Source organism: Streptomyces herbicida, from assembly GCF_032656585.1.
Classification (GTDB): domain Bacteria; phylum Actinomycetota; class Actinomycetes; order Streptomycetales; family Streptomycetaceae; genus Streptomyces; species Streptomyces herbicida.
Genome location: NZ_JAUYWJ010000005.1, coordinates 208,698 through 224,164, shown reverse-complemented (window position 1 = coordinate 224,164; position 15,467 = coordinate 208,698). Strand labels below are relative to the sequence as shown.

Here is a 15,467-nt window from a genome sequence, read left to right as displayed (position 1 = left end):
AGCGAGGGATCCGATATGATCTTCTTGCTGCGGGGATGTTGAGTGAGTTCCGAGCTCATCGCAATTCCACTCCGTCCCGTCTCCTCTGCATCGCACACCACATGGTGCGGGTGTGTTTCAGCGACCGGATTTCACCGGCACCATTCTTCGACCATACAGAAACGTGAACAGGCATGTGCTTTCGCGTCTGCCCCAGGGGGAAATGATGGATACCAAGACCGTGACCGACCACCTCTATTATCCCGTCAGCGCACAAAAGATGGAGCGGGGTGAAGGCGTCTATCTGTACGATGCCGACGGTAACCGCTACCTGGACTGCGCGTCGGCGACGTTCAACCTCAGCCTCGGTTACTCCCACCCCGCCGTGATCGCGGCGATGAAGGACCAGCTCGACAAGGTGGTCCATCTCACCTCCTCGTACCAGAGCGATCCGATCAACGGGCTCGTGCAGCGGCTCGTGGAGACCTCCCCGGCCAATCTGACCCGGGTCCACCCCAAGGTCTCCGGCGGGTCGTCCGCCAACGAGGGCGCCATCAAGATGGCCCAGCACGCCACCGGAAAGTCCGAGGTCATCACGTTATTCCGCAGTCACGTGGGACAGACGATGATGATGGCATCGATGTCAGGAAACGCTTTCCGACGCGAGCCGTTCCCGCTGCTGTACCCGGGCAGCCTGCAGGTTCCCGACCCGTACTGCTTCCGCTGCTTCTACGGGCAGAAGAAGGAGACCTGCGGCCTGATGTGCGTCGACCGCATCGACGACTTCATCGAGTACGCGAGCAGCGGCCGGGTCGCGGCCGTACTGATCGAGCCGATTTCCGGAAACGGCGGGAACATCATGCCGCCGGACGGGTACATGCAGAAACTGCGGGCCTTCTGCGACGAACACGACATCGCCCTCATCTTCGACGAGATCCAGACGGGCATCGGCCGCACGGGGCATATGTTCGCGGCCCAGCATTTCGATGTCGAGCCGGACGCCATCACCACGGCGAAGGGCCTCGGCGGTTCCGGCGCGCAGGTCGCGGCCATTATCACCAATGACCGCCTTTCCGGGCTTCCCGCGCATCACCACTCCTTCACCTACGGCTCGAATCTCCTTGCCGCCGCGGCCGCGAACGTCACCCTCGACATTGTGCGGCAGCCGGAATTCCTCGCGAATGTCAGGAATACCGGAGACTATATTCTCGAGCGGCTTCGCGACATGCAGCTGCGCTATCCGGCCATCGGCGACGTCCGTGGTGTCGGTCTGATGATCGGCTTCGAGATGTGCGAGCCCGACGGCAAGCCGGCCGTGAAGCTCACCAACCACCTGGCGAGCGCGGCCATGGAGCACGGCCTCATCCTGCGCACCTCGCGCTACGGCTACGGAAACGTCCTCAAGATCCGTCCTCCGCTCATCCTGACGATGGCTCAGGCCGAGGAGATCTGCGACAAGCTGGAGAACCTGTTCATGTCGGAGCTGGCCCAGTGAAGAATCTGCTCAAGGGTCTCGGCGAACACGTCCGCGCCGAGCTGCTGACCTACGGCCAGCTGGGCCTGGCCCGCCAGGTGCACGGCGACTCCCCGGGCGGCGACGCCCAGTTCGACGTCGACGAGGTGGCCGAGAAGGCCGTCCTGGACTACCTGCGCGCCCACGCCGAGGTGCCCGTCGCCGTCTACACCGAGGACGGCGCCTTCGTCGAACTCGCTCCCGACCCGCAGTATCTGCTTGTCGTCGACCCCATCGACGGCACCCGCCCCACCTCGGCCGGCCTCGAGATGGGCGTGGTCTCCATCGCGGCCGCCCCCTACGGCGACGGCAAGCCGACGCTGGCCGACGTCACGGCCGCCTGCCTGCTGGAGATCAAGAGCGGCGCCTGGATCTACGGCGACGACACGGAGGGCCTCTCCAGCGGCGGCCACCCCACCGCCGTACCGCGGCTGAGCCTGACCACCGACCTGGCGAAGATGTTCTGGTCCATCGAGTTCAACGGCCACCCCATGCACCTGATGGACGCGGCCTACTCCCACCTCGTGGACCGGTCTTCCAACACCGGCGGCGTGTTCGTCTTCAACAGCGCCAGCTTCTCGATCTCCCGCATCATCACCGGACAGCTCGACGCCTACGTCGACATCGGCAACCGGATCCTGCGTGACCACCCCGACACCGAGGCCGAGTTCCTGCGTGTCGGACGCGGCTCGATCCTGCACCTGTTCCCGTACGACATCGCCGCCGCGGTCTACCTCGCCAAGCAGGCCGGTGTCGTGATCACCGACGCCTACGGCGACGACCTGGGCGCGACCTCGCTGGTCGACCTCGGCCCGCTGAACCAGAAGTCGTGCATCGCCGCGGCGACGCCCGAACTGCACAGGCAACTCCTCGACTCCATCCGCTGGGAACCGGGCCGTGGCACCGCCGCGGCCGCCAAGGGGGACGCATGAAGGCGCTCACGCTGACCGAAGACCGCTCTCTGGAGCTGGTCGACCGGCCCAAGCCGGAACCACGCGAGGCGACGGACGTCGTCATCCGCATCGTCCAGAGCGGTATCTGCGGCACCGACCGCAGCGTGCTCGTCGGCAAGTTCCCGGCCGAGGCCGGGGTCGTGATGGGACACGAGGCCGTAGGCGTCGTCGAGACCGCGGGCCCCGGCGTGACCCGCTTCGCGCCCGGTGACCGTGTCATCGTCAACCCCACCCTGTACTGCGGCAGTTGCGCCACGTGCCTGGAAGGGCACTGGAACTTCTGCGGCAACAAGGCCGGCACCGAGGTCGGGCTCGACTACGACGGTTCCTTCGCCGAGTTCATGCGCCTGCCCGAGCTGTTCTGTCACGCGATACCCGACGGGATGAGCTTCGACCGGGCCGTCGTGGTCGAACCGCTCGCCTGCGCCCTCAACAACGTCGAGGCCGGCCGGCTGCAGCCGGGCGAGACCGCGGTGATCGTCGGTGGCGGACCGATGGGCGCCGTCACCGCCATGGCCGCCGCCCGCTACGGCGCCCGGGTCCTGGTCGTCGAGCCCGACCCGGTCCGCCAGTCGCTCGACCGGGAGATCTTCGCCGCGCCCGAGTTCGAGGGCCGGATCACCGTCCACGCCCCGGACGACGCGGAACTCACCCACCGCGCGCACCTGGTCGTCGACTCCGTCGGCAATCTCCTCGAGCAGAGCCTCGGTTACGCCGCCCAGCGGGGCCGGGTCGTCGTCATGGGCTTCAACAGCAACGCCACCGCGACCGTGCGCCCGCTGGAGATCCTCCAGCGCGGCCTGCAGATCATCGGCGCCGGCGACTACAACAGCATGATCTTCCCCAAGGCCGTCGAGCTGGCCCGGTCGATCCCGCTGGAGCGGCTGATCACCCACCGCTTCCCGCTGGAGGGCCACACGGAGGCCTTCAAGGCCCTCGCCGCCGTGCCGGGCGCCGACTACTCCGCGCTCAAGGTCGTCCTCATACCGGACCAGGACGGGGGCACCGTATGAGCGCCCGGCTGAACAGGGCCCTGATCCCCGGCACGGACCGCCCCGTCGTCATCGGCGAGTACCCCTACTACCGGGCCGACCCGGCCAACTGGGCCGGCAACCTGAGGGAGTTGCGCTCCCTGGGTGTCGACGTCGTCTCGTTCTACCTGCCCTGGCGGTTCCACGAGACCGGCGAGGGCGAGCAGCGCGCGTTCGACTTTCGGGGCAAGACCGACCCGCAGCGCGACGTCGTCGGACTGATCGGCCTCGCCGCCGAGGCCGGCCTGGCCGTCCTGGTCAAACCCGGCCCCTTCATCCACGCGGAAGTACAGCTCGGCGGGCTCCCCGACCGGCTGTGCGGCGCGGGCCACACGCCCTACCAGGGGCTGAACGGCGACCTGCTCACCTCCCAGGCCAAGCCGTTGCCCAGCCTTCTCGACCCGGCCGTCAAGGAAGAGGTCGCCACCTGGCTGCGGTCCGTGGCCGACGAGGTCGTGTCCCCCACGGCCGCCCCCCGGGGCCCGGTCGTCGCGCTCCAGCTCGGCAACGAGGGCATGTCCGGCGACGTGCACATCGCCATCGACGCCCAGGACGCCTCCCCGGCGGCCCGCGAGGAGTTCGCGCGGTGGCTGTCCGCCCGTGGACTGGCCGACGAGGCGGCGCGCACCGGCGACGACCTCGCCGACTGGCCCAGCGGACTGCGCCTGCTGTGGTCGCGTTGGTCCGGCGAGGCCGTCGCCGGCCTGTGGGACTGGATCTCCGACCTGTTCCCGGTGGGCCCGGCCCGGGTGGCCAACGTGCCCCTGGCCCGCGCCACGGGACCGGACGCGGCCATCGACGCCTGGGGCGCCCGCCACCGCGCCCTCAAGGGCTCCCGGCATCTGATCGGGCACACCGAGTGGGTGGGCAACCCGGCGCAGAGCCCCGAGGCCTTTGCCACGCACCTCGGCGAGATCCTGCTGGGCGACACCGATGTGCTCGAGGCCAACTGGGGCTTCACCTGGGACGACGAGACATTCGCCGGCCCGCGCACGCCCCTGTTCAACGCCCTGCTGGCGCTGATGCTGGGGTCCACCACGGTCAGCGTCTACACCGCCTGCGCGGCGGGCACCTGGGGCGAGCTGATCGACATGGACCCGCAGGGGCTGCGTGCCGAAGGCGTCGACCCCGCCCTCCACGCTCCGCCGTACTGCCCCGGTGCGCCCCTCACGGAGACCGGCGAGCACAACCCCACCGCGGAGAGCCTGCGGCTGCTCACCCGCTTCCTCGACCGCCACGGCGCGGCCCTGGCCGACAGCCGGCTCGACCGCGACGCGGACCTGCTCGTCGACCGCGCCCTGGCCGAGGCCGGCGCCTGGCAGCGGGAGGGGAAGACCGTACTGCGGGAACTCACCGAGGCCGTCCACGAGCAGCTGCGGGACACCCACCGGCTGGTCGGCCTGCGCTGGCTCGACGAGGCGCCGCACCGCACCGCCCAGGACGCCACCGGGCCCCTCGGTGTGCTGCGCGCGGGCCACCCCGGCGCGAGCAGCGCACCCGGCGAACTCACCGTCGCCGCGGGCGTCCCCGCCTACGGTGCCGTGGCCGGCTTCATCGCCGGGCTGGGCACGGACGCCCCGCGCTGGACGTCCGCCCACCGCCGCGCCGTCGCCCTCACCAGGACGGGCTCCGACGGGACGCGCGTGATCGGCGTCTTCAACCCCACCGGCGCGGACGACCGGATCACCGGCGCCGACGGCGACTGGGCCGTAGATCTGCCCGCGGGGACCGCGGCGCTCGCCGTCTGCTGGGGAGACACGCTCCTGGGCTGGCTGGCGACGCCCACCGCACCTTCCACCGCCGCCGTCACCCTGACCTGGGGCGGCGAGCAGGCCGACGCGCACGCGTGACGGCCTCCTGAGAACGCGGGCGGCGGGAGAACGCGCCTGACAACGCTCTCCCGTCGCCCGCTCCCGCGGCCCTGTCGTCCAACTCCTCGCGGGGCAGAAGGGAGTTCGACGACGGGGCCGCGGACCGACGAACCCGCCCGAACCCGATTCGAGCCCAGGTGCCGCCTTGTTCCAGAACCACGACGTCGCATCCGCCACGGCCACCACCCTGTTCCGCCCTGCGGGCCGCGACACCCTCGCCATCCTCTCCGACATCGTCGAGCAGGAGCATCCGATCTTCGCGATGCCCTCCTGGTTCGTGACCGCCGACTCCGCCCACGCGGGCCACCTCATCAGCGAGTTCCTGCGCGAACTCGGCGGGCCCGGGACCCCGGCCGCCTACCGCTGCTTCTTCGCCAACTCGCGGTACGAAGCCCTCCATGGAGCGGTCAAGCTGCTGCGCCACCGCGCGGCCGGCTCCGCGGCCCGGCACCGCGGACGCGTCCTCGTTCTCGACCCCGACGGCACCCTCACCCGCCGCGCCGACCCACTCGGCGACGGCCCCGACCGGGCGCTCGCCCCCGGACTCCACAGCCACGGCGACATCGCCGCCCTGCGCACGGCGGCGGCCGGCGCCGACCACTGCGGCCTGGTGCTGCGCGGCACGGAGCGACTCGACGCGGACGAGCTGGCCGACCTGGCCGCGCTCGTCCACGACATCCGGGGCCGCGGCACCCGCATCGCCCTGGACCTGTCCGACATCGACCCGCTCACCCCGTCCTGCGACACCGTCCGGGCCCTGCGGCCCGACCTGTTCGTCCTCGGGGAGTCGCTCACCGGCCACGAGGTGCCCTTCGGCGCCTTCGCGGGCAGCCCCGACCTGTTCGCGCCCTGGTCCACCCCCTCGACCGGCTTCCTGCACTCCAACACCTACGGCGGCAACACCGTCGCCATGCGCGTGGTCAAAGCCCGGCTGCTGAGCCGCTGGGACGAACGGCACCCCGTGCACCGCGTCCTGGCGGCCACCGCCGACGACTGGCAGCGCACCCTCGACCTCTACGCCATGCACGTCAACCCGATGACCGTCCGGATGCACCGCAAACTGCGCGGAGCCCTGCACGTCGTACGGGCCAAGGGTTCGCGGCTCACCGTGGAGCTGGACTCGGGCCGCCGCCTCGACCTCGTCGACGGGCTGTGCGGCGCGGGCCTCGGCGTGGGCGGCCACAATCCCGCCGACGCGCTCACCGACGTCGTCCGCAGGCACGACCCGGAACGCGACTACGTCGCCGAACTCCAGCGCGTCCTCGCCCGGGACACCGGGCTGCCGCACGCCTTTCCCGCCGTCAGCGGCGCCTCCGCGGTGGAGAGCGCGCTCGTCCTGGCCCGGCTGGCCCGCCCCACGCGGCGCCGCATCGTGGTCTTCAAGCACAACTACGGCGGTAAGACCCTGGTGTCCCTGCTGGCCACCGCCGCCGAGCGTACCCGGGCCCCGTTCGGGCCGCTGTACGAAAACATCCGCTACATCGACCCGTACACCCCGCACGCCGCCGAGGAGTTCCGCAAGGAGGCGGCGACCGGAGAGGTCGGGCTGGTCTGGATCGAACTCGTCCACGGCAGCTCCGACTCCTACGCCCCCATCCCGTCCCCGCTCCTCGACGCCGTCTCCGAGGGCCGTGAGCGGCACGGGTACCTGGTCGGCGTCGACGAGGTCCTCACCTCGTACTACCGCTGCGGCACCCGGTTCGCGCACCGGGGCAGGCTGCCCGGGATCGACCTGATGAGCCTGTCGAAGGCGCTCAGCTACGGCTGCTTCCCCACCGGGGCCGCCCTGGTGTCCGACGCCGTCCACGAGGCCGCCCGCCGCACCGACCCCCTGCTCGTCCAGGAGCTGCGCACCGAGCACGCCCACCAACTCGGCGCCCACTTCTCCCTGCAGGCCGTCGCCCAGGTCGACGCGCTGCAGCTGGAGCGACGGGTGGCGGCCCTGTCCGCCGTGGTGGACGAGGGGATCGCCGCGATGGACACCGGACCGGCCGGCGTCGTCGGGCGCCGCTTCGCCGAAGGCCTGCTGGGCCGCTTCGAACCCCGCGTGCCCGGACCGCTGCGCCGCATCGTCGATCCCGGGGGCGAGTGGATGACCTTCGCTCTGATCATCTGGTGGATCACCCGGGCCAGGGCCTTCGTCGTCTACGACGTCTTCCTGCTGCCGCTGGTCGCCACCGAGGACGAGATCCGTCAGGTGATGCGTGCGGCCCGGGAACTCTCCCGCACCTCCCCCCACCGCCTTCTCGCCCAGGTGGGCCTCTTCCACCTCGGGGAGCGGGCACGCGCCTTCGTGCGCGCCCTGACCACAGCGAGGAGCACCGCATGAGCCGGCAGAACGTCGACGTCGTCCGCCGTTTCTTCCAGCTCTTCGACGAGGGACGGCTGACGGACATCGAGGATCTCCTCACCGACGACTTCGAGTGGATCTACCACGGCCCGAAGTCCCTGCCCTGGGCGGGCGTCTACTGGGGCGTCGAGGGATTCCGGCAGTTCTTCTCCATCGTGCGCGACCTGATCCAGGTGCAGGAGTGCGTGCCGTACGACTACCTGGACGCGGGCGACCGAGTCGTCGTCCTCGGTGTCAGCCGCACCCGGGTGCTGGCCAACGACCGCCGCTACGAAGCCGAGTGGATGAACGTCTTCACCGTGCGCGACGGTCTGATCTGCCGCTACCTGGACCTCTACGACACCGCCAGCGTGGTCGAGGCCCTCGGCGGGGAGCACTGAGCCAAGCACATGAACGCATCCAGAGCCCACAGCCTCGGCGACGCCTTCGCCGATGTCGTACGCACCCGCCCCGAGCACACCGCGCTGGTCCACGGCGACCGGCGCCTGACCTACCGCCACCTGGGCGGCTGGGCCGCGTCCGTCGCGGACCGGCTGGGCCGTGCGGGGTCGGCCGGCGCACCGGTCGGCATCCGCGCTCCCCGGTCCGCGGGCACCGTCGCCACCGTCCTCGGCGCGATCCTCGCCGGCTGCGCCTACGTACCCCTCGACCCGGACGCGCCCGACGCACGGCTGCGTGCCCTGGTGGAGGACTTCGGCCTGCGCACCCTGTGCGTGGCGCACGCCGAGGCCGACCGGCTGCGCACGCTGCTGCCCGGGGTGCGGATCCTGACCGTCGACGAGGAGATGCCGGACCCCGCACCGATTGCCGTCGCGCCGAGCGGCCCGGACCCGCTCGCCTACGTCATCGCCACCTCGGGCACGACCGGCCGGCCCAAGGGCGTGCAGGTGGAACACCGGGCCGTCCTCACGCTCGCCCGCGCCCCGGAGGCGGGCTTCCGGCCCGACGACGTGGTGCTCCAGCTCGCCCCCCTCCATGTCGACCCGTCCGTCTTCGAGATCTGGGGCGCCCTGCTGAACGGGGCCACGCTCGTCCTGCCCGAAGCCGCCCGGCCCGGCGTGCACGACATCGGGCGGGAGGTGCGGCGGCACCGGGTGAGCGTGCTGCGGCTCGCCGCGCCGCTGTTCCGGCTCGCCATGGAGCACATCACCGACGCGCTGCGCGGACTGCGGCTCTGCGTGTCGGGCGGCGACCGGGCCTCGGCCGAGGCCGTGCGCACGGCACTGCGCGAGCTGCCCGGCTGCCGGATCGTCAACGGCTACGGCCCCACGGAGACCACCGTCTACGCCTGCTGGCTGGTGCTCGACGCGGACCGCCCCTACGCCGACGACTGGCCGGACGTGCCGATCGGCCGTCCCTTCGCCGACGCCACCGTCCATGTCGTGGACCGCGACCGGCGCCCCGTCGCGCCGGGCGAGGAAGGCGAACTCTGTGTCGGCGGGCCCGGCGTGGCCCGCGGCTACCTGGGCCGTCCCGAGCTCACCGCCGACCGTTTCGTCCCCGAGCCCGGCCGCGGCGGCCGCACCGCCTACCTCACCGGCGACCGGGTCCGGCTGCTGCCGGACGGCAATCTCGCCTTCCTCGGCCGCACCGACGACCAGGTGAAGATACGCGGCCACCGGGTCGAACCGGTCGGGACGGAACGGGCCCTGCTCGTCCACCCCGCGGTCCGCGAGGCCGCCGTGGTGGCCCAGGGCACCGGCGAACGGCGCAGGCTCGCGGCGTTCGTCGTCCTCCGGGAGCCTGCCGCCGAACCGGACCTCATCGCCCACGTGGCGGCACTCCTGCCGTCGCCGCAGGTCCCCGTGACCGTGACACCGCTCACGGAGCTGCCGCTCACCCCGAACGGCAAGACCGACCGCCCCGCCCTCGCCGGACTGGCCGGACGGGCGGACGGCTCGGCCGAGCCCGGTCTCCCGGACACGCCCACGGAGCGTGTCGTGGCGGGCCTGTGGCAGGACGCGCTCGGCGCCCCGGTCGGCACCGACGTCGACTTCCTCGCCGCGGGTGGCGACTCGCTCACCGCCATGGTCGTACTGGCCCGCCTGGAGCGCGCGACCGGTGTGGCCCTGTCGGTCGGGGACCTGTTCCGGGCGGCCACGGTGCGCGGGCTCGCCGCGCTTGTCGACGCCGGGACCGGCACGTCACCTGCCGTGGAGCGGCAGCCCGACGGGACCGGTACGGCACCGGCCGGCGGGCCGCAGATACCGGACACGCCCGGCCGGGTTCCGCTGCTGCCCGGGCAGGAGGGCATCTGGTTCGAGCAGCAGGCCGCGCCCGGGAAGCGGTACGTCATCTCCCGCACCTTCCTGGTGCGGGGGCGGGTCGACGTGGACCGGCTGCGGCGCGCGCTCACCCGGCTCGGGCAGCGGCAGACGGCACTGCGCACCGTCGTCCGGCAGGACGCGGACGGCTGGTGGCAGACACCGGAGGCGGATCCCGGCGCCGCCGTGGACCACCACGACATGACCCGGGTCCCGCCCGCGGAGCAGCGGCACCGGATCCGCGCGCTCGTCACCGCCCGGGCGACCGCCGACGACGCGTCCCCGCTCGTCCGCACCCTGGTGGTCACCCTCGACGGGTCCGCGGCCGTCGTCCACTTCGCCATCCACCACCTCATCGCCGACGACTGGTCCCTCGAGCTCTTCTTCACCGAGCTGTCGGCCCTCTACGACGACCACACCGCTCAGCTTCCGCCGCTCCGGCTGACGTTCGCCGACCATGTGCGCGAGACCCTCGGCCGCCTCCCGGAACGCGAGGCCGCCGCGCTGGAGTTCTGGCGCGGTGCCCTCGAGGGCGGCGCGGCCGCCCCCGACCTGGTCACCGACCATCCCCGCCCGGCCGTGCTCAGCGGGGCCGGGGACCGGGTGCGGCTGCGGATCGACGCCGCCGAGAGCGCCCGGTACGCCGAGGCCGCCCGCCGCCACGGCATCAGCCGCTTCATGTTCTGCCTGGCCGGCGTGCACACCGTCCTCGCGGCGCACACCGAACGCGACTCCCTGTGTCTCGGCAGCCTGGCGACGGGCCGCGGACGGCCCGGCACCGAGGAGCTCGTCGGCTACTTCGTCAACCTGCTGCCGATCCGGGTCGAGGCCACCGCCGACACACCGGTCACCACTCTGTTCCGGCGGGTCCGCGAGGCCTCGGCCGCCGCCCACGGCCACCACGACGTGCCCTTCCAGACGGTGTGCCGGGAACTGGGCGCCGCGGGTGTCTCCCGCGCGACCAGCCCCTTCCGCGTGGTCGTCAACCACCAGCAGCACCCGCCCCGACCGCCCCGGTTGGGCCCGGCTGCGGTCGAGCCCTGGCCTGCGGCCGAGGACGACACCGCGAAGTTCGAGCTGACCTTCACCTTCCAGGAGTCGCCGCAGGGACTCGGGCTCGAGGTGGAGTTCAGCACCGACCTCTACCGCCGGGACACCGTCGAGCGACTCGCGGGCCAGCTCGTCGCCGTGCTCGGCCGGCTCGCCGACGCCGGTTCCGGCACCGTCCTGCGCGACATCGAACTGCTGGAACCCGGCGAGCGGGGACGGCTCCTGGCCGCACCGGAGTCGGAGCGGGCACCGGCCCACCCGGACGCCACCCTCACCTCGCTGTTCGCCCGCGCGGCCGCCGACCACCCCGGCAAGACCGCCGTGCTGGGCGAGGACACTGCCCTCACCTACCGCGAACTCGACCGGCTCTCCGACGACGTGGCCGCCCGGCTCCTCGCCCAAGGGGCGCGGCCCGGGGAGCGGGTCGCCCTCTGCCTGGAGCGCACGCCCCTGCTGATCGGGGCCGTCCTGGGCGTGCTCAAGACCGGCGCGGCGTACGTCCCGCTCGATCCGGCGTACCCGGCCGAGCGGCTGCGGTACGTCCTCACCGACGCCCGGCCCCGGGCGCTGGTGACCACGAAGGACATCTCCGAACGGCTGTTCCGCCCCGGCACCGACGCCGACGTCCTGCCCCCTGTCCTGGACATCGACCGGCTCGTCGGCCCCTCGGACGAGACGCCGCCCGCGCGAGAGGCGGCCCGCGCCACCGACCCCGCCTACATCATCTACACCTCGGGCAGCACCGGGCGGCCGCGCGGTGTCGTCGTCTCACATCGCTCGGTCGCCAACACCCTGCGCGCCAACCTGGCCCGCCACCCCTTCACGCCGGACGACGTCTGGCTGCAGCTCACCTCGCCGGGCTTCGACGTGGCCGCCTACGAGCAGTTCATGCCCCTCGTCTCCGGCGGCACCCTGGTGTACTGCGCGGACGCCACCCGCGGGGACGCCGCCGCACTCGGCCGCGCCCTGCGGGACAACGGCGTGACCGTGATGGTCATCGTCCCCTCACTGCTGCGCGCGCTGGGCAGCCCCGACCTGGCCCCGGTACGGGTCCTGGTCGTGGCCGGCGAGCCCGCCGACCCGCACGACACCCGCCACTACGCGCGAGACCTCGTCGTCATCAACGGCTACGGCCCCACCGAGGCGGCGATCCTCGCCACGACCCACGAGGCCGGACCGGACGAGGACCGCGGCAGGATCCCGATCGGCCGGGCGCTGCCGGGAACCACCGCCCATGTGATCGACCGCCACGGCCGGCTCGCCGCCACCGGCGTCCCCGGGGAGTTGTGGCTCGGCGGCGCGGGAGTCGCCCTCGGCTACTGGAACAACCCCGAACGCACCCGCGACCTGTTCACCACGGTCCCCGTCCTCGGCGGGCGGCGCCTGTACCGCACCGGGGACCGCGTACGCCGGCTGCCGGACGGCGCCCTGGACTACCTGGGCCGGCTCGACGGGCAGATCAAGCTGCGCGGCTTCCGGATCGAACTCGGTGAGATTGAGGCGACCCTGACGCGCCATCAGCGAATCGGTGAGGCCGTCGCGGTGCTGGTCGGCGAGGGACCCGATGCCGACCTCGGCGTCGCCTACGTGGGCACCGCCGACGGGCAGGAGGCGCGCGCCCATCTCGTCCGCCATCTGCCCGGCCACATGGTGCCCCGGCTCATCATGCCGGTCGCGCACATCCCGACCAGCAGCCACGGCAAGGCCGACCGCACCGCGCTCGCCGCCCGGCTCGCCGCCCATGCGCGGGACCGCGGTCCGGCCGAGGACACCGGCCCCGCCGCGAGCCCGCTGGAGCAAGGGCTGCTGGCCCTGTGGCGGAAGGTCCTCGGTACCGGCCCCTCCGTCGGGCTGTCGGACGACTTCTTCGCCCTCGGTGGGCACTCGCTGCGCGTCATACGGCTGCTCGGCGAGATCGAGCGAGAGTACGACATGCGGATACCGGTCCGGGACTTCCTCGCCGAGCCGACCGTCCGGGCCACCGCGCACAGGCTCGCCCGCACCGACACCGGCACCAGCACCAGCACCGGCACCGGCACCGGGACGGCGACGGTGTCGCCCGAGGACGTCGTGCTCGACCCCGGCATCACCTTCGCCGGGCCCGTCGCCGCCCCGCGCCGCACCGGCTCCGTCCTGCTCACCGGCGCCACCGGATTCGTCGGCATCCACGTCCTGCGCGAACTTCTGGACCGTACCGAGGGACCGGTGCTGTGCCTCGTACGCGCCACGACGCCCGAAACGGCGCGCTCCCGGCTGGCGCAGGCGGCCCGCCGGCACGCGCTCGCCCTGGACGCCGCCGATCCCCGGATCGTGCCACTGCCCGGCGACCTCACCCTGCCCGGCCTCGGCCTGACCGGAACCCCCGGACACGACACGGCCCGTGCGGCGGCCACCGTCCTGCACCTGGGCGCGGAGGTGCACCACCTCTCCGGCTACCAGCACCTCGCCGCAGCCAACGTCGGCGGGACCCAGGAGCTGCTGAGGATCGCCGCCGAGGGTCGCCCCGCCCGCTTCCACCATGTCTCCACGCTCGCCGTGCTGCGCGAGCACACCCCGGACGGCCGCCCGCGCAACCTCAGCGAGTCCACGCCGGCCGAGCACGAACGCCACCCGCGCGGACACGGCTACGCCGCGGCGAAGTGGGCGGCCGAGCACCTCGTCCGGCAGGCCGTCGCCCGCGGAGCCGACGCCCGGACGTACCGGCTTGGCCGCGCCGGCGCCAGCGCGACGACCGGCGCGCTCAGCCACGACGACATGCTCACCCGGCTGCTGGTGAGTTCGGCCGCCCTCGGCTGCTACCCCGACCACCCGGCCCTCGCCTCCGACGCCCTGCCCGTCGACGTCATGGCCGGCGCGCTGGTGGCGCTGGCCCTCGCCGACGCCCCGCCGGGCACGGTCCACCACCTGCACCACCCCCGCCGTACCGGGCTCGGCGTCTTCCTCGCCGGCCACGACCGGCGCACCGGCTCCCGCACCCACCCGGTCGGCCTGCGCAACTGGCTCGGCCGGCTGGACGAGGCGGTGGCCCAAGGCACCGAACTGCCTGCCCTGGCCTACCGGGAGCACCTGCGCGAGCTGTGCGACACACCCGGCCCGGCAGAGCCCGCCCGGTACCGCAACGAAGCCACCCTCGCCGCCCTGCGCACCCACGGCATCACCCCGCCCGACTGGGACGACGCCGTGATCGACCGCTTTTGGCAGTACCTCGCACCGACCGAAGAGACGAGCGAATGACGCAAGTGCTCTATCCCATGGCCCGCCAGTGCCCGTTCGCCCCGCCCGAGGAGGTCACCCGGCTGCGCGACGAGCCGGAGGTGCCCCGCGTCCCGATCTGGAACGGCGTGCGCCCCTGGCTGTTCACCCGCTACGAGGATGCCCGGCTGGTGCTGGGCGACCCCCGGTTCAGCGCCGACAAGAGCCGCCCCGGCTATCCGCTGTCCAGCGCCGTCGCGGCCGCGGAGACGGCCGTCGAACCGACGCTGCTCATCATGGACAACCCCGAGCACGACGCGCTGCGCCGCCTGGTGCTCGGCGAGTTCACCGTCCGGCAGGCCGAGTCCTGGCGCCCGGCCGTACGCGCCGTCGTCGCGGACTGCCTCGACCGCATGCTCGACGGACCGCGCCGCGCCGACCTCGTGGCCGATCTCGCGCTGCCCGTCGCGCTCTCGGTGATCTGCGAGTTCCTCGGTGTGCCCGTCGAGGACCGGGAGCTGTTCCGTTCGCTCACCCACACCATGAACGCCGTCGCGGGCAGCACCGGGACCGCTGCCGCGGCCCGCCAGGAACTCCAGGACTACCTCGAATCCCTCGTGGCCGTCCGGGAGAAGGACCCGGGGGACGACTTCATCGGGCGCACGGTGGTCCGTCATGTGCGCACCGGGGCGATGAGCCGCCGCACCCTGAGCGCGATGGCCCTGCTGCTGCTCACCGCGGGGCACGACACCACGGCCAACATGATCTCCCTCGGCATCCTCACCCTGCTGCGCCACCCCGGCCACTTCGCCGTCCTGCGCACCCACGAGGACCCCCGGCAGCTCGCGGACACCGTGGCGGAACTGCTGCGCCACCTCACCGTCGTCCAGCGCGGCATCCGCCGGATCGCCACCGAGGACGTCGACGTCAACGGCCGCCTCGTGCGGGCCGGGGAAGGAGTGATCGCGGCGATCAACGTGGCCAACCGCGACCCCTCGCGCTTCCCCTCCGGCGAGGACTTCGACCCCGGCACACGCGCCCACGGCCACCTCGCCTTCGGCTACGGCCCCCACCAGTGCATGGGCCAGTCCCTGGCGAAGGTCGAACTCCAGGAGACCTACCACGCCGTCGCCCACCGCCTGCCCGGGCTGCGGATCGCCGTGCCCGTCGAGGAGATCCGCTTCAAGTCGGACATGGCCGTCTACGGCGTCCACGAACTGCCCGTGACCTGGTGAGCACTTCGCCCCCGGGCCACCCGTCCGCC

General features: G+C 72.6%; 8 protein-coding genes. All 8 read left to right on the top strand.

Annotated features, from left to right (window positions below; all coding sequences use genetic code 11):
* Window positions 1-163: 163 nt before the first annotated feature.
* The 8 genes from Q8A52_RS13265 to Q8A52_RS13230 all read left to right on the top strand — a co-directional run bounded on the left by Q8A52_RS13265 (window position 164) and on the right by Q8A52_RS13230 (window position 15,438).
* Window positions 164-1,474 (top strand): aspartate aminotransferase family protein, encoded by a 1,311-nt coding sequence (locus Q8A52_RS13265; protein WP_316751407.1) that lies wholly within the window; start codon window positions 164-166, stop codon window positions 1,472-1,474.
* Window positions 1,471-2,424, top strand: a complete 954-nt coding sequence (locus tag Q8A52_RS13260) for an inositol monophosphatase family protein (protein WP_316751405.1) — start codon at window positions 1,471-1,473, stop codon at window positions 2,422-2,424. Before Q8A52_RS13265 ends, Q8A52_RS13260 begins: the two co-directional genes overlap by 4 nt.
* Window positions 2,421-3,458 (top strand): zinc-dependent alcohol dehydrogenase, encoded by a 1,038-nt coding sequence (locus Q8A52_RS13255; protein WP_316751403.1) that lies wholly within the window; start codon window positions 2,421-2,423, stop codon window positions 3,456-3,458. Before Q8A52_RS13260 ends, Q8A52_RS13255 begins: the two co-directional genes overlap by 4 nt.
* Window positions 3,455-5,326, top strand: coding sequence for a beta-galactosidase (locus Q8A52_RS13250; RefSeq protein WP_316751401.1), 1,872 nt, complete (start codon window positions 3,455-3,457; stop codon window positions 5,324-5,326). Before Q8A52_RS13255 ends, Q8A52_RS13250 begins: the two co-directional genes overlap by 4 nt.
* Before the next feature lie 166 nt (window positions 5,327-5,492).
* Entirely contained in the window at window positions 5,493-7,676 is a 2,184-nt protein-coding gene (locus Q8A52_RS13245) for an aminotransferase class III-fold pyridoxal phosphate-dependent enzyme (protein ID WP_316751399.1), read from the top strand.
* Complete coding sequence (locus Q8A52_RS13240; RefSeq protein ID WP_316751397.1) at window positions 7,673-8,077, top strand: nuclear transport factor 2 family protein; 405 nt, start codon at window positions 7,673-7,675, stop codon at window positions 8,075-8,077. The genes Q8A52_RS13245 and Q8A52_RS13240 overlap by 4 nt, the downstream gene beginning before the upstream one ends.
* Window positions 8,078-8,086: 9 nt before the next feature.
* Window positions 8,087-14,245, top strand: a complete 6,159-nt coding sequence (locus tag Q8A52_RS13235; protein WP_316751394.1) for a non-ribosomal peptide synthetase — start codon at window positions 8,087-8,089, stop codon at window positions 14,243-14,245.
* Window positions 14,242-15,438 carry a cytochrome P450 gene (locus Q8A52_RS13230; protein ID WP_316751391.1) on the top strand — a complete coding sequence of 399 codons (1,197 nt, stop codon included), beginning with the start codon at window positions 14,242-14,244 and terminating at the stop codon, window positions 15,436-15,438. The genes Q8A52_RS13235 and Q8A52_RS13230 overlap by 4 nt, the downstream gene beginning before the upstream one ends.
* Window positions 15,439-15,467: the final 29 nt, after the last annotated feature.